Annotated in this window: 15 protein-coding genes; 5 read left to right on the top strand and 10 right to left on the bottom strand. The window is 39.6% G+C overall.

The features are described from left to right. Positions 1–62: 62 nt before the first annotated feature. From KME09_15975 to pip, 3 genes are all read right to left on the bottom strand, one after another. Entirely contained in the window at positions 63–2,957 is a 2,895-nt protein-coding gene (locus tag KME09_15975; GenBank protein MBW4535434.1) for a polysaccharide biosynthesis protein, read from the bottom strand. Positions 2,958–3,601: 644 nt separating this feature from the next. After that, positions 3,602–5,251 (bottom strand): AarF/ABC1/UbiB kinase family protein, encoded by a 1,650-nt coding sequence (locus tag KME09_15970; GenBank protein MBW4535433.1) that lies wholly within the window; start codon positions 5,249–5,251, stop codon positions 3,602–3,604. Between the two features lie 33 nt (positions 5,252–5,284). After that, positions 5,285–6,232, bottom strand: a complete 948-nt coding sequence (pip, locus tag KME09_15965; protein ID MBW4535432.1) for a prolyl aminopeptidase — start codon at positions 6,230–6,232, stop codon at positions 5,285–5,287. Between the two features lie 355 nt (positions 6,233–6,587). Here pip and def point away from each other — a divergent pair, with 355 nt between their 5' ends. Further along, a complete protein-coding gene (gene def / locus KME09_15960) occupies positions 6,588–7,154 on the top strand; it encodes a peptide deformylase (protein MBW4535431.1) in 567 nt (188 codons plus the stop codon). A gap of 21 nt (positions 7,155–7,175) precedes the next feature. Continuing rightward, positions 7,176–7,382, top strand: a complete 207-nt coding sequence (locus KME09_15955; protein ID MBW4535430.1) for a hypothetical protein — start codon at positions 7,176–7,178, stop codon at positions 7,380–7,382. A 91-nt stretch (positions 7,383–7,473) separates the two neighbouring features. On the opposite strand, the gene infC is transcribed toward KME09_15955, so the two are convergent. Further along, entirely contained in the window at positions 7,474–8,010 is a 537-nt protein-coding gene (gene infC / locus KME09_15950) for a translation initiation factor IF-3 (protein MBW4535429.1), read from the bottom strand. A 209-nt stretch (positions 8,011–8,219) separates the two neighbouring features. On the opposite strand from infC, the gene KME09_15945 reads away from it, so the two are divergent. Beyond that, positions 8,220–9,137, top strand: coding sequence for an alpha/beta fold hydrolase (locus KME09_15945; GenBank protein MBW4535428.1), 918 nt, complete (start codon positions 8,220–8,222; stop codon positions 9,135–9,137). A 23-nt stretch (positions 9,138–9,160) separates the two neighbouring features. Here KME09_15945 and KME09_15940 read toward each other — a convergent pair whose 3' ends face one another. The 5 genes from KME09_15940 to KME09_15920 form a co-directional block, all read right to left on the bottom strand. After that, a complete protein-coding gene (locus KME09_15940) occupies positions 9,161–10,318 on the bottom strand; it encodes an iron-containing alcohol dehydrogenase family protein (GenBank protein ID MBW4535427.1) in 1,158 nt (385 codons plus the stop codon). A 19-nt stretch (positions 10,319–10,337) separates the two neighbouring features. Next, positions 10,338–10,850 carry a Ycf51 family protein gene (locus KME09_15935; protein MBW4535426.1) on the bottom strand — a complete coding sequence of 171 codons (513 nt, stop codon included), beginning with the start codon at positions 10,848–10,850 and terminating at the stop codon, positions 10,338–10,340. A 162-nt stretch (positions 10,851–11,012) separates the two neighbouring features. Beyond that, positions 11,013–11,342, bottom strand: coding sequence for a hypothetical protein (locus KME09_15930; GenBank protein ID MBW4535425.1), 330 nt, complete (start codon positions 11,340–11,342; stop codon positions 11,013–11,015). Between the two features lie 109 nt (positions 11,343–11,451). Then, positions 11,452–12,420 (bottom strand): hydroxymethylbilane synthase, encoded by a 969-nt coding sequence (gene hemC, locus KME09_15925; protein MBW4535424.1) that lies wholly within the window; start codon positions 12,418–12,420, stop codon positions 11,452–11,454. Positions 12,421–12,563: 143 nt separating this feature from the next. Further along, entirely contained in the window at positions 12,564–13,310 is a 747-nt protein-coding gene (locus tag KME09_15920) for a cytochrome c biogenesis protein CcdA (GenBank protein ID MBW4535423.1), read from the bottom strand. Positions 13,311–13,597: 287 nt separating this feature from the next. Here KME09_15920 and cax point away from each other — a divergent pair, with 287 nt between their 5' ends. Continuing rightward, positions 13,598–14,689, top strand: coding sequence for a calcium/proton exchanger (gene cax / locus KME09_15915; protein MBW4535422.1), 1,092 nt, complete (start codon positions 13,598–13,600; stop codon positions 14,687–14,689). A 340-nt stretch (positions 14,690–15,029) separates the two neighbouring features. After that, entirely contained in the window at positions 15,030–15,773 is a 744-nt protein-coding gene (locus tag KME09_15910; protein ID MBW4535421.1) for a hypothetical protein, read from the top strand. A 115-nt stretch (positions 15,774–15,888) separates the two neighbouring features. Here the strand turns inward: KME09_15910 and KME09_15905 are convergent, their stop codons facing one another. After that, positions 15,889–21,096: an AAA family ATPase gene (locus KME09_15905; GenBank protein MBW4535420.1), complete on the bottom strand. Its 5,208-nt coding sequence runs from the start codon at positions 21,094–21,096 to the stop codon at positions 15,889–15,891. Positions 21,097–21,356: the final 260 nt, after the last annotated feature.

Below are 21,356 nucleotides of genomic sequence, written 5' to 3'. Positions count from 1 at the left end.
AACATTATGTAGAGAAATTTTTTCTGATTTAAGGGACGTGATTAGGCGAAGTTTAATCGCAATTATTTTAACTTTTCAGACATCCTCTGGTTACTCTTGACGAGCTTAGTTACTTCTTCAACATTCAAAGGTCGAGAGAGAAGGTTGCCTTGACCATAATCTTCTGAAATTTCTTTGACTTTATTCAACTGAGATAGATTTTCAATACCAGTGATAGTCACATTAAAACCCTGTTTTTTGAGATCGAGAACAATTTTTTTAAACACATCCCAAGGTTGCTGCTCTCGTTCAATTAAGCTAACTAAGTGGCGATCAATTTTCACTCGTTCAAATTCTTGATAAAGTAAGTTGGGTTTAACATGACCATAAATAGAAGCTACCCTGCCAAAATTATCAATTTGCAACTGAATTCCCAATTGTTTTAATTGAGGCAAAATGACCCTTGCTGCTTGCGGATTTTCACCAATTAAATATTCGGATATTTCCCAAGTAATCAAATGAGAGTCAATTTGGTATTGCTCTAAATTGAATTTGAGATGTTTGACTAAACTTGGTTGAAATAGCTGGAGACTGGGGATATTAATGCTTACCCCAATCTGACTATTGAAATTAGGGTCTTGCTGCCAACGTTTTAGTTGGACGCATACAGCTTCAATGATCCATCTCTGCAAAGGAACAATTAACCCCGATTCTTCTGCCGTCGCCATAAATTTTTGAGGAGAAATTAACCCTAAATAGGGATGATGCCAGCGTAACAAAGCTTCAAGCTCGCAAATTTCTCCCGTAATCAAGCTCATTACTGGTTGGTAGTAAAGGCTAAACTCTTCATTCTCTAAGGCTTGTTTAAGTCCACGTTGTAGCTCAATAGGAGTAAGACGGGTTACATAGTTAAAACTAGGTAGACTAAGACGAGGCATAAATTCTGGTTGTAGACCGACGGTAACTGAATTAAGCTCATGAGTCTCGCTAATAATTTGTTCGAGACTATTTTGAGCTTGTTCCACATCTATTTGTTGATATTTGCTGGTATAGCCTAATACGAGACGATCGAGTAGAAAGATAATTAGATTAATATCATTGCGCTTTGCTGCTTGACACAAAACATTAATGGTTGTGTCTAAATTGGGCGGGATGATGCGACTAGCGTTTTTGACTACTAATACTTTTTCGTGGGCAGTCGATTCATACTCTTCTCCTTCTACTAAAAGTTCTTCATATAGCTTTTCTCCTGGTCTTAATCCAGTAAACACAATATCAATATCCTGACCAACCTCATAGCCTGATAACTTAATTAAATCTTTAGCCAGATCGACAATTTTAATTGGTTGACCCATATTGAGCATGAAGATTTGACCTTGGCTGTTTTGGCTGCTTAAAACAGAGGCTTGGAGAACCAACTGAACAGCTTCAGGAATAGTCATAAAGTATCGAGTAATTTCAGGGTGAGTGATGGTAACTGGCCCACCTTTAGCAATCTGTCTTTTGAAGGTTGGCACTACGCTACCACGGCTACCCAAAACATTACCAAAACGAACTACCGCATAAGGTCTTCCACTAGTTCTAGCTGCTTTTAGTACCAGCATTTCTGCTGTGCGCTTACTCGCTCCCATAACGTTGGTCGGCTTAACTGCCTTGTCGGTTGAGATCATGACAAAATTGCCGACATCATAAGTGATTGCTAGATCTAATAAGTTTTTAGTTCCTAAGACATTATTAGTGATTGCCTCTGGAGGATTTAACTCCATTAGAGGCACGTGTTTGTGAGCTGCGGCATGAAATACGATATCGGGTTGATGAACTCTAAACGCATCTTCCAACCTAGGTTTAATTCTTAAATCAGCAATATAGGGAATAAGCTGAGTAAGCTGTTGATCGGAGTTTTCCTGCTGGAGAATTTGCAGTACCTGCTGTAGTTCTTCTTGGATGTTAAACACAGAGTTCTCACCGTGTCCTAATAAGATTATTTTAGCGGGACGACAGCGAAAGATTTGACGACATAATTCACTACCAATCGATCCACCAGCACCAGTTATCAGTACGGTTTTTCCTGTTAAAAGTTGAGAAACTGCCTGAGCATCGGTTTGAATCGGTTCTCGTCGTAAGAGGTCTTCAATTTTAACTTCCCTAAGAATAGTTACTTGATTACCTTGGTCGAGTATTTCATTGGCTGAAGGGAGGGTATTGACGGATATACCCATCGCCTGACACACATCTACGATCTCGCGAAGAGTTTTGCCCGCAGTCGTAGGCATAGCAATAACTACCTGGCGAATATTTTGCGCGGAAATAATTTCTGGAATACGGTAACGGTTACCCACTACAGGTAATCCCTGGATATTTAATCCTAGCTTTTTAGGATCATCATCGACAAATGCAACAGGATTTAGTCCTAGCTTTAGATTACGGCGCATTTCTTGCAGAATTGAGACTCCTGCATCTCCTGCTCCGACAATTAAGACACGATCGCGTTTATAAAAGTTTTTACGTTGCTGATTTTTACGTTCTGCGGCTCTGACGCTGAAGCGAATTCCGCCGATTAAAATAAAAGTGAGAATACCATCAAGTAAGGGTAAAGAACGAGGCACTAAATAATGGTTAGTATCATTCCCAATTACGTATTGCAAAATACCCAATAAAATAATCTCGACCACCACAGCGGTTGTGGTTAAAGCAGCAATCTCAATTAACTCATCAATACTGGCATATTTCCAATAGCGCTTATAAAATCCGCCGATGATAAACGTGATTGACTTAACTATAGAAAAGATGATGGTTGCAACGAACAAGCCTTGATAGTATTTCTGTAAAAGATCTAGGTGATCGAGACGTAAAACCATCGCCATCATAGGTGTTAGACAAAAAACCAGCCCATCCAGTAGAAAAAAGTGTCGGTTATTAAGATTAAGCAATTTTCTATCAATGGTTATTCGTTCTAAATTTAGCTTTTTAAATCTCATTTTTTCATCCTAATTAAATCTTTTAAAGTAAGTAAATTAAATTAGATAATTCGATCAATATAAGCATTGCTAATCTAAAATAAAGACTAAACGTAGGACTATAATTTTGATAAATTGTCAGAATATAAATTACTTATATATCATCAGCTAAGGCAGAGAATACTCCTCAAATAGACAAACTTTTATCTGCTAGTACAAAAACTAGACCAAAGTAAATCGTGCTTTATTAATAGCTATTATTTTAAGTCACAAAGGACTAGAGAATTAAGTATTTAATTGGTTATGTTCCAAAATTTATACTTGAATTTTAAAACGTCCTGTAGGCAGTGATGACTATAATCATAATACTAATTAGCGATTTCTGAAGATACGTAGGCGCATACTATTAGTGTTATTGCAAATTTTTTCTAACTAACTAAAAATATTAGCTCAATTCAAGTGTTTTCTCGACACCTAGTAATGATTACTATTACAGGAATTAAAGTCGATTTAATAGCTCTTAAAAACTAGTTATATAAGTGGAAAAATTAAAGTGTGAAGTGTTAGTAAACTTTGCGAATAAATGATGAAATTCAGATGAAGCAGTAAAAAATCGCTTAGTTTAAGCGATTAATTGATTATCACCGATCTTGATACAGAAATTTTTATTTGAGTTTTCCCGATCGCAAAATACTTAAAATTAGCCATAACCCTAAAAGACTAGCCGCAGCAAATAAAACATTACTGATCACAGAAACTTGGCTGGTAGGGGAGCCAGTAGCAATAATTGCCGCACCCATAATTAGAGAACCAACTAGAATACTAAAGGAAAGACGGTTGGCTGAATCTTCCAAGCTTACCGCCAGAACATCTAGACGAGGGATATTGACGTTCCACTTGAGAGTTTCCGAGGTTATGCGGTCTAAAAGCAACTCAACTAAACGGGGCGATCGCAAAGACAAACTTTTAAAGTCCAAACCAATCCGTAACAGTGTTTCTTCTGGTCTTTCACCTAATAGTTGACGACGAAATACATCAGCCATCAAGGGTCGGATCTCATCTAGTAAATTAACCTGGGGATAAAAACCTCTGGTGACTCCTTCTAAGTTGGCAAGAGTTTTCGCATATAGCCCCATGTTGCTTGGTAGCCTGATTTTATTGTTGCGAGATACCTGTAATAATTCATAGATAACCTCGCTAAAATTAATCTGGGAAATACTGCGGTTGTAATATTTGCGCAGCATAATGTCGTAGTCACTAGTCAATTGATTGAGGTTTACTTGTTGACCGCCTTCAGCTAATTCGAGGGTCAACTGGCTACAGCGACGACCATCAAGATCGACAATAGCTAATAACATCTCGGTCAAAATTTGCTGAGTACGGGGATCGAGACGACCCACCATCCCGCAGTCTAGCAAGGCGATCCGACCATCCTGGAGGTAAAAAATATTACCTGGATGAGGATCGGCATGAAAAAAGCCATCAATATAAACCTGCTTAAAAAAGGCCCGAAACAAAACGGTGGTGATCTCACTACGCTGAGTTGCCTCATCTTTGTTGGCTCTCATTGGAGGTAGTTTTGCCTGTAAAATTGGCAGCCCATCCAGCCATTCAATTGTTAAGAGCTTCTTCGTTGTTAAATCATTAAATATTTGCGGAATAACTAACTGCTGAGTGTCAAATAATTTCGTATTAGTTAGGTTTTGTCTAAGTTGTTCGGTATATTCCGCTTCACTGGTGAAGTCTAATTCTGCCACTATAGCGTTACTAAATTCTTCTGCCAAACCGACAATGTCAAAGTTCTTACCAAATTCAGTACGGGACACTAACTCTGCCAAGCTTTTAATTAAAGAGATATCTCGATCCACCACGACATCAATTCCTGGACGCTGAACTTTTAAGGCTACTTGCTGCCCACTGACTAAAACAGCACTGTATACCTGACCGATGGAACCAGCAGCGATCGCATTACGGTCAATTTCGCTAAATACGGCTTCTATGGGTTGACCCAATTCTTGTTGAATCAATGACTCTACCTGTCCCCAAGGTACGGGGGGAACATTGGTCTGAAGGTCGGTAAGAGTTTCTACATAGCGAGCAGACAAGAGATCGGGACGAGTAGATAATAACTGACCCAACTTGACGTACACGGGGCCAAGCTCAATCAAAACATTGCGCAGAACTTCAGGAGAAGGAAGACGGGGTTCATCAGACTTATCCCCAGTTAATAACCCACGAGCATAATCCCAACCGTTACGAAATACTACTTCAGCGATTTCTCTCTGGCGAGAAGTGTTTTTGGTTAAAGCAAACATTTAGGTATAAAAATAGACAGTCTATTTTCTTAGTTATAACGCAGCAAAACGATCGCTAGCTCGGATGAGAGCATCTTTAATTCCTGGCTCGGAGACTGAATGACCAGCATCATTAATCACAATAAATTCTGCTGACTGCCAAGCTTGATGTAACTCCCAGGCACTGATCATCGGACACACCACATCATATCTACCCTGAACGATTACACCTGGTAAATGACGAATCTGCTCGATATTTTGTAATAGCTGATTTTCTTGGGTAAAAAATCCCCGATTGACAAAGTAGTGACATTCAATCCGAGCGAAGGCTTCAGCGAACTCTGCTCTAGCAAAACTCTGTTGGCTAATGGTGGAAGGAATTAACTTACTGGTGCTTGCTTCCCATACCGACCAAGCACGGGCTGCCTCTAGTCGGACTTGGCGATCTTCACTGGTTAATCTTTGGTAGAAAGCCGTGAGTAAATCATCTCTTTCCTCAAGGGGAATTGGCTTGAGATATTCTTGCCAAGCATCAGGATAAATATAGTTTGCCCCCTCTTGATAAAACCAGCGAATTTCTGAAGGACGCAGCATAAAAATGCCCCTTAAAATCAGCCCTTTGCAGCGATCGGGATGAGTTTGTGCATAGGCTAAAGCCAAAGTGCTGCCCCAACTCCCGCCAAATACGACCCACTTGTCAATTTTAAACTGCTGTCGTAGCTGCTCGATATCTTGAACTAAATCCCAAGTGGTATTTTCACGCAATTCTGCATAGGGAGTACTCTGTCCGCAGCCTCGCTGGTCAAAAATTATAATCCGCCACTGCTGGGGATCAAAATACTGGCGATAGATGGGAGATATGCCACCACCAGGGCCACCATGGAGAAAGATGACTGGCTTTCCTTGAGGATTTCCTGACTCTTCATAGTGAATGGTGTGTAATTCAGAAACTTTTAGCTTTCCTTGGTTGTAAGGTTCAATGGCTGGATATAAATCTCTCATTTTAGTCAGCAGTTAATCAGCATACCAATCAACATCATAGCCCCACAATACTTCTCGTTTAAGCTTTGTTATTGATTAGTTAAGTAGTAGGTAGTCCTAAAGGATACCGCTTCGCATATAGGTAGAGAATAGTAGGTAGCGTTACTTGTTACTCGTTACTTTTCTAGCCTCATAGATTAATCCGCATTTGTTAAACGAGAAGTATTGCATAGCCCCAAGCTTTACCAAAGTGCGATCGCTGCTGCGTATTTTCATCACCGAGGATTGAGAAACTGATAGCTAAGAAAACGATAAAATAATATAGTAATCAAAAATCAAATTTTGTAAGACGCTATTAAACTTTAGATATAGATATATGATCACGGCGACAGCAGTAGAAAAGAAAAAGCTTGAGCAACCACCCTTAGATATTCATTTTCTGGGCGATCGCGTTTTACGTCAGCCTGCTAAACGCATAAGCAAAGTTGACGACAATCTTCGCCAAACTATTAAAGAAATGCTGCAAACAATGTACAGTGCTGACGGTATTGGTTTGGCAGCACCTCAAGTCGGTATCCACAAGCAGCTAATTGTCATCGATCTTGCCTTGGATCGACCTGATGAGCCTCCTTTGGTCTTAATTAATCCGAAAATTACCAAGTCAGGAATGAACCTTTGTAGTTCGGAAGAAGGTTGCTTGAGCATCCCTGGGGTTTATTTAGAAGTCACTCGTCCTGAAGCGATTGAAGTGTCCTATAAAAATGAGCAGGGAAAACCCTGTAAACTAGAAGCTACTGGTTTACTAGCTCGTGCTATTCAGCATGAAATGGATCACCTTAACGGAGTGATGTTTGTAGATCGAGTGGAGAACAATCTTGCCCTTAATGAAGAATTAAAGAAAAGAGGTTTTGCTACCAGTGCAGTCAAGCCAGTAAGAAAATAATCAATCAAGGAGTTAATAATTATGATTTCCATGACCCCAAAAAGCGGAATTTGCCTACTGTTGTGTTGTATTACGGCGATCGCTGCTGTGGGTTCTGTCTTTGAACTGTCTTCTGGTACTCCTGAATTAGGTAGCACCGTAACAGGCTTAATTCTGGCTGCGAGTATTCCCCTGACGGCAATTTTATTTTGGGTAGCGGTACAGGATACTAAAGCAAACCAAAGTTAGGTTGGAGCAAGTGACACCAGACAAAACCTAAAAAAAGAGAAGGATCATTTGCCCTTCTCTCTCGTCTGTCTAAATGCGGTGTTGGATTAATCTACTTTTTTGGTGACAACATCATCATCATGTTGCGTCCTTCTCGTTTAGGAAACTGCTGCACTTCGGCATATTCTTCCAAATCTTTTGCCATTTGACGCAGTAAATCTTCCGCTAATCTAGAGTGCTGGATCTCTCGACCGCGAAAGCTGATGGTAGCTTTAACCTTATCTCCTGACTTGAGGAAGCGTATAGCATTCTTGACGCGCACATTATAATCATGCTCTTCAATTTTGTAGCGCATTTTGACTTCCTTAACGTCAGCGTTATGCTGCTTTTTCTTCGCTTCTTTAAGTTTTTTGTCTTGCTCGTATTTATATTTCCCATAGTCCATGATTTTACAGACTGGGGGTTTAGCGGTTTCGCTGACTAGGACTAAATCTAAGCCTTGTTCTTGCGCTCTAGCGAGAGCTTCTTTGGGCGTAATGATTCCTAGCTGCTCTCCTTCAGAGTCGATAACGCGAATTTCGGGGAAGCGAATTCTTTCGTTGGTTTTGGTTAAATCGCGACTGGTGTTACTGCGTCTTCTATCTCTCACAGGCGTACTTATTCTTTCCTTTTATATTGGTAATATTGTGAACCAAAAATATGATGATAAAAACTGATATCATCTACCATCTTACCGATCTTATTATTAATGGAATGTTAAGTTAATTTTATCTTTAATTCAGGCGTATGACCGAACCAGCAACAGATACGCTTTGCATCATCACGAGCTATTGTGTAAATATTTTTTAAGTAATTAACTTGACTACAAACCAATCTTGGCAAGAGCGCATCGGCAATCAAAGAGACTGGGTTTGGCGAGGATGGCAAACTCGCTATAGTTACCTGAGGGCAAGACAGAAGTTAGATGGTAAGCAATTCCCAATCATCTTTATTCATGGTTTTGGGGCAAGTATCGAACATTGGCGCCATAATCTACCTGTCATAAGTCAACACCACACAGTATATGCTTTGGATCTGTTGGGTTTTGGCGCATCAAGAAAAGCTGATACAGAATATAGTGCTGCTTTATGGACAGAGCAAGTTCATGATTTTTGGCAAACTTTTATTGGTGTTCCTGTAATTCTGGTGGGCAATTCCATTGGTTCATTGGTTTGTTTAAACGTCACGGCTGTCTATCCCGAAATGGTTCAAGGTTTAGTGATGTTGAGTTTACCAGATGTATCAGTAAGAGAGGATCTGTTACCACCCTCAGTTCGTCCAATCGTGACGGGGATTGAAAACCTATTTGCGTCTCCATTGTTAATCAAAAACCTACTGAAGGTAGTTAGAAGACCAAACGTAATCCGTAAATGGGCGGGAATTGCCTATCCTAATCAAGACGCGATTACCGACGAGCTGATCGAAATATTATCTAGTCCTGCTTATGATGATGGTGCAGAGCAAACCCTATTGCGTCTCTCTAGGAGCGTGAGGAAAGCTAGTTTTGCCGATTCAGTCAGGGATCTATTGCCCCCAATTAACATCCCCATGCTATTGATTTGGGGTTTACAAGATAGAATGATTCCTTCTAGTCAAGCAAGAGCGATCGCCGAGTTAAATACTAATTTAAAGTTAATTGAATTGGAAAATGCGGGGCATTGTCCCCATGATGAATATCCTGAACAGTTCAATGCCCTGTTATTAGACTGGCTAAAATCTACGCCATTTCTGGAATAATTATTTAACCACAACTTTGTAATTTATATAGGGGCGATTCGCGAATCGCCCCTACTAGTTTCCGCTACGGTGGATACCATTGCTGCTGCTAGCTGTTCGGTGGATACAGTAAAGGGTAGTCGGTGAATATCAGACTGGGGTTGAGTGGCGATCGCCGTTACCTGACGCAGTTGAGCTAGAGTAATTTCACCCAATCCTAAATCTTCTAAGGACTTGGGTAAGCCAATTTCACTATAAAACTTAAGTAACTGCTGGCGTGCTGATGCTGCTAGCTGATTACCCTGAACCATTTCTTCTAGGCGTAGCTGGACTAAGATGCCGTAGGCTACTTTTTCGCCGTGAAGTACGTCATGAGCTTCTAGCAGATGAGTCAAACCATTATGCACCGCATGAGCAGCCACTGTCCGACAGTCTGCCCCACCAACCCCGCCAATGACTCCCGCTAATAATACGGTGGCATCAACTACTTCACGCCAAGCATCACTTTCAGTATTTTCTAAGGCGATCGCTGATTTCTGGAACAAGATATCCCGCAACACCCGCGCCTGCTGTACCGCTGAAATTAGCAAGGTAGCGGTGGCATCACCACTACTAACTGAGGCTTCATACCATTTAGCGATCGCATCACCAATTCCCGCTATTAAAGTACGTTGAGGGGCAGTACGGACTAATCCATAGTCAAGAATCAATAGATCGGGACAGCGATTTAAAGTAACATCATATTGAAATGCTCCCGCCTCAGAATAAACATTAGATAGAGCCGTCCAAGCTGCACAGGTAGCTCCCGAAGTGGGAATCGTGACTATTGGTAAACCGCACTGGTAAGCAACTAATTTTGCCATGTCTAAAGCCTTACCACCACCAACACCAATGATTAGATCGGCCTGATGCTGTTTAACTGTTTCCTTAAGTCGCAGGAGAGAGGACTCGGCACAGTCGGGGGTATAGCTGGCTGTCTCACTAGTCAGCTTGGCTGCTTTAAGTGCAGGCTGTAGAAAAGCTGTGACTACTTTTAAGGTTTGATTCCCACCGATTATTAAAGGTCGAACACCCAAGGCTGCAATTTCTTGACCTGAATTAGCCAGACAATGATCGCCTCGTAACACTCTAGCGGGAGCGATCGCCAAAGGACTATACTTGGTTGTCTTGGTGTTTGATGCTGTGGTGGCTTGCTTAGTCATATTCTTGGATGGCATTACTTTAGCTTAAAGAAACAGGTAATTGTGCTACATTTTGCTCAAAAACTTCAATTTTGATATCTTCACTGCTGCGCGCAGTAATTGAGCGCTTCGCCGTTCCCAAAAATAAAGGTTGAGATATTCCAGGTTGAGGATGTAAGACAGTTCTCAGCTTAATTGTAAACTGGTCGTTACCTGCTGTTCCCGTTCTTCCATATGAGTATAGATCTGTTGCTGCTTGGATTAAGGTTGGCTCAATGGCGGATTTCTCTATCTTAGGAGATACGGCTACTACGGCTTGATTAGCTCCATTATCGTAAATTAGAGCATAATGAGCAGCGCCAGGAATCTTAGCATGGGGAAATAGACCTAAACCTAAAGCGAAAAAACCAGCAGTCAATACTCCCATAAAGCTGGTAACACCTACTAAGCGGAAACGAAAACCCCAGCCGAGGACAAACGCTACAATTGCTACCACCAGAGAAACAACAGTAGCAATTCCCAACCATTTGGCACAGGTAAAAAGATCGATCATTTAAAATCTCTAAGAATTAAGCAAATTTGCCCTAAAAAAAAACTAGAAATTGGTAGTTTTACCTATCCAACCCCTAGTTTCCAGGATAATATTAATTGTGATTAATTGTGCTGTCTAAATTGTTTAGGTCAGCAAAAATTATAAATAATTAAATTACAGTGTCTATTGACCAACAGCGTCTTGAGCGTCTTCAGCAGCACCTTCAGCACCTTCTTGGACATCACCAGCAGCATCTTGGACATCATCAGCAGCATCACCAGCAGCATCTTGGACATCATCAGCAGCATCACCAGCAGCGTCTTGGACATCATCAGCAGCATCTTCAGTGCTTTCTTGGACATCACCAGCAGCATCTTCAGTGCCTTCTTGGACTTGACCAGCTGCGTCATCAGCTGGAGGAGTTTCAACCTGCTCGCCTGCACAACCAGTAAACAATAAAGACAGAGCGACAAATGCGGGAACAGCCAGAGTTTTGATTTTGATATTCATCATGGAGAAAGATTCAAAAAAATGTAATTAGACTACTACTTGATACTCGATAATTTGTTTACAGTCAAAGCAATTCTACATTTTTGATGAAATTAATTAGATTTAGTTTTACTTAACCACGTCCTACCTCGGCAAAGATTTTCGCTAATATTTCTCCTGCTCCCTGTTCCTTTAGTTTTCCTGCTAGCTCTACTCCTAGTTTTTCTGACTCACTTTTATTACCGCTTACAGAGTCTTTAAGTAATTGTTGTCCATCCAGACTAGCAACCATCCCAATTAAAGTAAGCTGGTCATTTTCGACCTGAGTATTTACACCTATAGGAACTTGGCAACCACCTTCTAGCTCTCTAAGAAAAGCTCTTTCTGCCAAAGCGCGATCGCAACTATCGGCATCTGACAAAACTTGCAAAATCTCTAGGATTTCTCGATCGCCTGCACGACATTCAATGCCCAATGCACCCTGTCCTACTGCATGTAGAGAGATATCTGAGGAAATATGTTGGTGAATGCGATCGCCCATATCTAATCGCTGTAATCCTGCCACTGCCAGAATAATTGCATCATACTCTCCTGCATCAAGTTTGGCTAAACGAGTATTAACATTACCCCGAATATCTTTAAATTCTAGCTGGGGAAAATGGTGACGTAGCTGTGCCAAACGTCTGAGGGAAGAAGTGCCAATTACTGAGCCTGCTGGCAAGGTTTCTAACTGCTTGTCTTGATACTTTTGATTAACTACTAACGCATCAGCAGGATTGACTCTTTTGGTAACGCAACCCAGCATCAAACCTTCTGGGAGGTTAGTCGGTAGATCTTTGAGGGAATGCACCGCAAAATCAGTGGTGTTATTGAGCATTCCCACTTCTAACTCTTTGGTAAATAGACCTTTATCACCAATTTTTGCCAAGGGAACATCCAGAATTTTATCTCCTTTAGTACTCATCTCCTCAACCTCAAAACTGATATCAGGAAAGTGCTTTTCTAGCTCAGCTTTTACCCAGTAAGTTTGTACTAAAGCAAGCTGGCTTTTGCGAGTACCAATACGAACAGTACGCTTCTCAGTTTCCACGGAAGATGTCATAGGAAGTAACTTAAAAAAAATTAAATAATCTACTCGATACTCAATCTAGGGTATCGTAATTCACGATGGGTATTGATTAATTTTTGTTTGTTTCTGGTCTTCTTGACGCTTTACGAGCAGAGTATTGAACACTATTCTGAAACCTATAGCCTATAACTGATAGCTGGCAGCCGAGACAGTAAAGAAAAAAGACCAAATCCTAACAATAAAGCGCCACTAACGGGATTAATCCAGCTAGACCAACGGCGCAATTCTAGAATCTTTTTGATTGAGGCGGTGAAAGTTCCAGCAATGACCAATGGCGTAACATAGCCGATCGCATATGCCACTAATAAACCTGCACCTAAAACTAAATTTTGCGTAGTTGCCACCCAAGTTAAAAGAGTCGCTAGCACTGGAGTACTGCAAGGGGAAGCAATTAAGCCAAAAGTAAGACCGAGTAAATAGGAACGAACTCCACGGGGTAAATCATTACTAATCCAGTCTGTTGAACCCAAAGAAGGAAAACGCAACGGCAAAATTTCCAAGAGGTTGAGTCCCATGGCGATCGCCACTAAACTAACGACAATGGGTAAACCCACCCCAATTTGCCCGTATACCTTACCAATGGAAGTGGCAACAATACCTAAGATAGCTAGAGTTGTCGCTAAGCCCAAGGCAAACCAGCTAGACTGCACTGCTGCCTGTAGTCTCCCCTCGGATTCATAACCGCCAATATAGCCCACGGTAATGGGCAACATCGACAGCATACAGGGGGTGAGGCTAGTAACCAGTCCTGCCAAAAAAATAATGCCTATACTGACCAGACTGAGATGATCGAGTTGAGTTGAGACAAGGCGATCGGCAAATCGTTCTAGTAAATATAATTGCGTTTGTAAAAATTCCAGCATTAAAAAAGTTGATGATAATAAGTCTAGCCAAGGGCTTTTCCTGTCTAGATTCTATCAATATAGTGGTGATAGATGGGGAAGTAGGAAGTAGGAAATAGGGAAATAGGGAAATAGGGAGATAATTGTTGCCCCAAGTGCCAATTCCCTATGTCTCGAATAACAATCGTTAACCAAACAACATTGAAAAATACCTAATTCTCAAGCCGTTCCTTCCCAAGGAAGACTAATATTAGCTGACGTGCTATTACAGTTAAATCATTAGCTTGAGGAATTGCAGATTTAAAAATATGTTCAAAAAAGATACATTTTTCTTAATTTTACTAGTGTTTGTTCCCGTATCGATTGCAGCACATTTTCTGGAATGGGGTGAAACAGTTGTCTTTATCACCGCTGCTATGGGTATTGTTCCTCTGGCTTCTTTTATGGGTAAAGCTACCGAAGAAATCGCTGTAGTTACAGGGCCCAACATCGGTGGTTTACTCAATGCAACTTTTGGCAATGCGACGGAATTAATTCTGGCTTTTATTGCCCTCAAAGGTGGTTTAGTCGGTGTGGTTAAGGCGACTATTACTGGCTCAATTGTCAGTAACCTGCTGTTGGTCATGGGATTTGCCATGCTGTTAGGCGGTTTGAAATTCAAAGAGCAAAAGTTTCAGTCAACCGTAGCCCGACTCAATGCTTCGACGATGAATTTAGCAGTAGTCGCTTTACTGTTACCGACAGCAGTGCAGTATACTTCCACAGGGATTGAAGAACAAACGCTGCAAAATTTATCCGTAGCCGTGGCGGGGATTTTAATTTTAGTCTACGGGCTAACCTTACTCTTTTCGATGAAAACTCATGCCTATCTTTGTGAAGTAGCAGATATAGATTTAGAAGAGGGAGGAGAAGGCGAACCCAAAGTTAACTTAACTTTTTGGATTTTTATTCTATTAGTTGTCACCCTGGCAGTAGCATTTGAATCAGAACTCCTGGTGGATTCTCTAGAGGTGGCTACGTCTGAATTAGGTTTAAGCGCCTTGTTTACTGGGGTAATCTTGCTGCCAATCATTGGTAACGCAGCGGAACACGCAACGGCAGTAACAGTAGCGATGAAAAACAAGATGGATCTTTCTGTCTCTGTGGCGGTAGGTTCAAGTATGCAGATTGCATTATTTGTTGCCCCCGTATTGGTAATTGCTGGCTGGATTATGGGTCAACCAATGGATCTCAACTTCAATCCGTTTGAACTAGTTGCCGTAACGGTGGCAGTGTTGATTGCTAACTCGATTAGTTCTGATGGTGAGTCTAACTGGCTTGAAGGCAGTTTGTTATTGGCGACTTATGCAGTAGTGGCGATCGCTTTCTTTTTCCATCCTGTCGTTGAAGGGATGATTTAAACAAGATCAATAGGTATTTATCTTCATCAAGGTAGGAACAAGATTAACATCTTATTTCTGCCTTTTTTGTTGCCAGCCATTATACCAAATTTTAATCTAATTAGATTTCTCTGAGTGTTAATTTTTAACTTTTTAATATTTTCTTCATAATGTTTTTTATTCGCTTATTTTAAGCGCTTAATATGATAGATTAAATTAAAAGGTGTTCAGACAAAGTTTATCCTTATTGCTGAAAACTTCTCTATTAATAGGCGATTTCTTGGGTGGATGAATTAGACGATTCTTATACCCAAATTTTAGGTTGCCTAATATCAAACTACCCAATAATTATTTGCTCGAAATGAAAAGTATCCTAGCTTTGATTGAATCAAAACAGAAAGTTTATGCTCAGTCTCCTCTATTTCACTTTATGAAAGACCAGAGTATTGATCCTGTAAAAAGATTAGCTTTTGCTCCTTGTGCTGTACCATTTATTATGGGATTTTCTGACCTATGTAAATATTCTCTTCGTCAAGAACCAACTAATGACAAAATTCAAATGATTTTAAATCAGCACACTTACGAAGATGATTTTCATTGGCAATGGTTTATCAAGGATTTGGAAACGCTAGGTTTCAACTGTTCTCTTTCTTTAAACGATGCAATCCAGTTTTTATGGAGCGATCAAACAAAAGTATCTCGCTTATTAACTCATGAATTACATAGCCTTATTATTCATGCTGAAGCTGTAGATAAGTTAATCATAATGGAGGCAATGGAATCAACTGCTGATGTTTTGTTGTCTACAACTAAGCAGATTACTGAAGAATTAAAGTTAATTACTCATCAAAAATACGAGTATTTTGGTTCTAGTCATTGTGATGCTGAACATGACCATAATACCAACTCCAAAGATGCTAGACAATTTATTAAGGATATTCAAATTCCATTACCAGCCAGAGAAAACAGTATATCTTTAGTGGAAAAAGTATTTGAGCTATTTACTGAATGGACTAATGAGCTACTAAGTTTTGCTCAAAATCATCAAGTCTCTCAACCATTTGAACAACAGTTAGAAAGAGATTTTATTTTAAATGCAGCATAAACATAAACAAGTTAAATCACAACTTTTTGATCGAGTTCAATTTCTATCACTAAGATAATTACTCTCATTGTGTTGAGTATTTTGCTTAAAATGCTCAACCGTGGGTTCTTAATGTCTAAATTCTGCTACCGTAATTTAGTTCGTTAAAAGCAATCTCAATTTTAGTACCTTGCGTTTGGTCGAGTTTTATTTCACCCTCTAACTGTTCAACTAAAGTACAGACTAATTCTAGTCCCAAAGAATCACTATTATATAAATCCAAACCTGGTTTAAAGCCCACTCCATCGTCTTGAATTGTCAACACGACTTGACTTGCGGAATCAAGTTTTAGCTTTAGCCAAATATTACCACTACTGCGATCGCTAAAACCATGTTCGATCGCATTGGAAATCAATTCATTAACAATTAAACCGCAAGGATTGGCGCTTTCAATATTAAGTTCAATTGGTTCAAGATTGAGAATCAAATTAATATTTCTCTCTTTACTAGCTTGAGAGTAAGCTAAATTGTCGAGCAAAGATTCAATATAGTTAGCAAAATTAATTTTGTTAAGCTCACTATTACCATAAAGATGTTGATGAACCATTGCCATGGCTGTAATACGATTCTGACAGTCTTCCAACAGTTTAATTACTTTGGGATCGTCTACATAATTGCTCTGAAAATCTAACAGAGTAGAAACAACAAATAAATTGTTTTTAACTCGATGATGAATTTCTTTGAGTAGTACTTCTTTTTGTTTGAGAGACTTTTGCACCGAAGCATGATCTTTAAGATCTTTATATAACTGAGCGTTGGCAATTGAAATTGATACTTGAGATAGTAAAGCCTGCAAAACCTCTAATTTTTGTTCGGTAAAAGCACCCTTAATTAAACTATTTTCTAAATAAATAATTCCCTGGAGTTGATCCTGATAAATCATGGGGCAACATAATATAGATTTAGCTTGATGCTTAATAATGTAGGGATCATTGATGAATAGTCCTTCTCGATCAGCTTGCTCTAAAATCACTGTACTGCGAGTACTTTGAACATAGTTAATGATCGAGCTGGGTAAATCCTGATAGTCAGTTATTGAGACACAAGGTAAATCAATTATTACTGAATCTATAGACGCGGAAGCTGCGACTACCCAATTAGAACTTTGTTGGAGTAGTAAAATACTTTTTTGCGCTCCTGCATTCTCCATGACAATTGCCATCATTTTAGCTAGTAAGTTATCCAAAACAATTTCCGAAGATATTGCTTGTGATGCCTTAATGATGGAAAAAAGATCTAAATTAGCCAAATTTGAGGAGGATTGATGGCTAGAGGTTTCAGGTTCTGTATCCTGATGATTTTGGTTAGCGATCGATTCCTGTTTAGGAATATAGTTTAACAAGGTCAAATGCTTAGATTCCAACTCTCGTACTTTAGCAACAGCACCCCAACGCAAATATTCTTGGTAAGCATCGGTTAAATAGTAACTAGCTATTTTGGTTCTACCTCTGGATAAATAAAACTCTCCTGCTAATTCTTCTGCCAATGCAGCTTCCTGCAAATATCCTGCTTTGGTAGCCTCGGCAATTGCCCGATCATAATATTCTGCTGCTTGTTCATTTTCTCCTAAGACTTTGGCTATTTCTGCGGCTATTAACTCATGCTTATGTAAATAATTATCAGGAGCATGTTGTGACCATTGTTTTATTTGTTTTTGACAAGACAATATTTCGGGAAAATATGTTGACTGATGATTTGGATCCTCAGAGCAGATAGCCAACATTGCCAAAGAATAATAAAAATGATAAGCAGCAAATTCCATTAAGCCCGTGGTGGCTGGCAAGTATTGTTTTCCCTTACAAGCATAAATAATTGCTTGTTGATAATCCTGGAAAAAATAGCAGAGAATTAATTTAACTAAATATAAACCAAAGATAGACATGGCATTGTTCGTTTCAAGCCATGAGTTCAGGATTTTTGTTTCATCAAAACTATTACCTATGAGTAAAAACTTGTTTTCAGATAGCCCCTGTAAATTGAGATTTAGTTGATGCCACATTCGAGCATAATTTAACTGAAAATCCTGTTTGAAGGAATTTATTAAATTAATTTGAGTTGAAGATTTTTTCTTAGCAGCAGACAAAGGTTCGCCAACATAGAACAGGTGAACACAATAACGCATGGCATGAAAACAAGCGTGTTCGACATCTCCTACCTCGATACCAGTTTGAATTCCTTGGAGAAAATGTTCCAGAGTAGTAATTGCTGGTTCGCGCCAATGACGAATCATGTTATTGAATATGAAATTAACTTTGGATTTAATGTCTTGAGCATCAAATTTCTCTTGTAGTTCTAAAGCTAATTCGCCCAATTGATATCCTGTCTCGATATTGCCTGAAGCACACAGCAGCAATCCATAGAGAGCATAGGCATAGGCAGATAGAGAACAATTACCATGTTGCACACAAAGATCGAGCATTTTGGCAACTACGACGGGAAATAGTTGCGGTTGCACAATATAGACGGGAGGAATAATAATCGTTAATATTTCCATTGCTCTAATCCCAGAGCAATCTTTCATAATCGGCAGATTTTTTAACGATTTAAGATTTTGCTGATTGATATCTAAACGGAGAGTATATTCTGGATTTTCCGTAAAATCATTGGGCAAGTGGATATCTAATAATTTTAGGACATATAGACCTACCTCTACCGCTAATTGCATTTGATTTTGAGCAATATGGGTATGAATTTTAGTTTTGTAGACGGGAATCCGATCTAATATAGTTTCTGCCTGAGTTAGTAAGATATTTCCTAGCTGTTCGGCATGAATGAAATTACCGTGCAGATATTGAACTTCAGCAGCTTGTTGATAAACAGCTAACATTAGAGCATAGTTATTTTGCCAAGCCGATGTTGGCAACAGGTTCAGCGCTATATCTAGATAATTGGCTGCAACTTCATAAGCGTTAGTAGCTTTAGCTTTTTTGCTCGCAGCTAAATTTAATTTAACCAAACGGTCTTTATCTGGCTGATCGATTAATAATGTTCTGGCAAGATTTAAATGATGAACTATGACAAAGATTTTTTCCTCAATCTCTACCGATGGTTTCTGCTGTAGGAGAAATTGACCAATGATCAAATGCAGTCGGCTTAATTCCGCTTCTTTCAGCAGTGAATAAACCGTTTGATAAACGCGATCGTGTAAAAATTGATAAGAGGATGTTGATTGTGGATGCTCAAAGATAATAATTCCTGCTTGGAGAGCATAGTTTAGCTCTTGAGCGATTGCATCTTGATGCAGTTGCTCATGGGGCTTGCGCCGCTTAGTTGGGTGGAAAACCCCAAGACCGCGCTGCATCGCATCTTGATTAAAAGTTACGGTATTAAGATCGGCCGATTTTACTGTCTTGTACCAAACATTAGTTAATAGTGTTAGATCAAACCGATTACCAATACAGGCAGCAAGTTTTAAGATTTGTAGACAGGTATCAGGGAGTTGATTTAAATTGCCACAGACTAATTCCAAGATATTATGGTTGGCAATGGAAGTAGTGCGAATTTGGGCAAGAGACCACTGCCAGCTTAAAGAGGCAAAGTTAAAAGTTAATAGCTGCTCTCGATAAAAAGATTGCAAGAGCAGATTAAGTAAAAAAGGATTACCGCGAGTACGCTGAAGCAATAATTCCGCCAGAGGTAATGATGCTTTGGGATCGCAGTCTAGAGTATCAACCAGCAGACAATTTATTTCTTCGATCGCTAATGGTTGCAGGGCAATCTGCTTAACCTGAACTGTTTGCGAGATTTTGGCGATCGCTTGCTCTAAAGGATGATCTGTATCTACCTCGCGATCGCGATAAGCTCCCACTACTAATAAACATTGGCTTTGATAATCTTCTAGCAATAGCTCAATTAATTTCAAACAGCTAACATCAGCCCATTGTAGATTGTCCAAAAACAAAATTAAGGGGCATTCTGGTTGAGCAAAAACCTGCAAGAATTTAGTGAAAACAGTGTTAAACCGATTTTGATTTTCTAGAGGCGGTAGCTTGGGTATATCTGGCTGAGAACCAATGAGCAGCTCTAGTTCTGGCAGTATATTGGTAATTACCTGACCGTTATTAGCGATCGCCATTTGGATTTTTTGCTGCCAAAGTTGACGACTGGCTACAGTTTCAGTTAGCAACTGCTGGATTAATTCCCGTAGCGCTTGAGTTATTCCTTGGTATGGGATGCTGTTGAGCTGTTCAAAATTGCCCTTCACAAAGTAACCTTTTCTGCCAATTATGGTGGGAACTTGGCTCATTAAAGCCGTTTTACCCATTCCCGAGTCACCCGTCAGCAGCAAGAGTTCCACTGGCGCTTGTGGTGAGTTAATTCTGGCGATTGATTCGGCGATCGCTTTTAACTCGCTTGAACGACCATAAAGTTGGGGAGAAAGCTTAAATTGACTACGTTGGTCTAATGTACCTAATTCAAAGTCCTCAATTACCTCGAAGTTAACATACTGTGTTTGGCAATTTTCCAAGTCGGCTTTAATTGCTGAAGCACTTTGATATCGTTCATCTGGATTTTTAGCCAGCAGCTTTAAAATAATCGCTGAGATTACTTGAGGAATGCGATCGTCTACAAGATGAGGTGCTGGGGGAGTTTGAGCTAGATGGCAGTGGATTAACTCTAGGGGATCTTGAGTATCATAAGGCAATACGCCAGTTAAAATTTGATAGAGCAGAATTCCCAAGGAATAAAAATCAGCACGATGATCGAGAGCAATCTTCATTCTCCCTGTCTGCTCTGGGGCAATGTAGGCTATATTTGAGCCTGACAATAGTGCTGCCACTTTAGTCGCTGAATTTGTCTTAATAGCAGTAGCAAAAGAAAAGTCAATGATCTTGAGTTCAAAACTGTGGGGATTAATTAAAATGCAGCCAGGCTGTAGGTTTTGGTGAATTATGCCCTGACGATGTATTGCTTGAAGCGCTTCCGTTAGCTGAATGGCGATCGCGAAGCATAGGCGAAGCCTAATCGCTGAAAAAGCAGACAATGAAACACTTTGAGCTTGCAAAAACTGAACTAAACTTTGTCCCTCAAAATTTTCTAAGCTTAAAATCAGCTGATTTGACTGATTTTCTAATCGATGAGGCTTGATAATACTTTTTGCCTGAAATTTTCTGAGTAAAGCATACTCTTTGCTTAAGCTTTCTTTAACCTCAACTCTGGAAAAATTAGCATTAATCGTTTTAATTAAGACTAAATTTTGCTCAGATTCAGCAATCATTCGTTCAATTTTAAATCGAGCATCACTATATAGCTCGATCAAGCTATCACTAGAAAACCAGCTCATTATTACCACCTAAGAATTAGGGAAATAGGAAATAGGAAATAGGAAATAGGAAATAGGAAATAGGAAGTAGGAAATACTAATAATTTTAGTTATTGTTTAATAACCATTTATCACCACCAGGGCTATTTCATTCTCATATATCCAGAGAATAAATTCTTTGTCTAAGTATATTAAGTCCGTTTAAACGGACTTTAATTTTCAGCCAAGAAATTTATTTCTTGGTTCACTACAGTTAGAACGAAATAGCCCTGTATCACCAC

It is taken from the genome of Pleurocapsa minor HA4230-MV1 (assembly GCA_019359095.1).
Lineage (GTDB): Bacteria > Cyanobacteriota > Cyanobacteriia > Cyanobacteriales > Xenococcaceae > Waterburya > Waterburya minor.
Note: the sequence above shows the minus strand (reverse complement) of the source record. Positions and strands in the feature narration are given on the sequence as shown.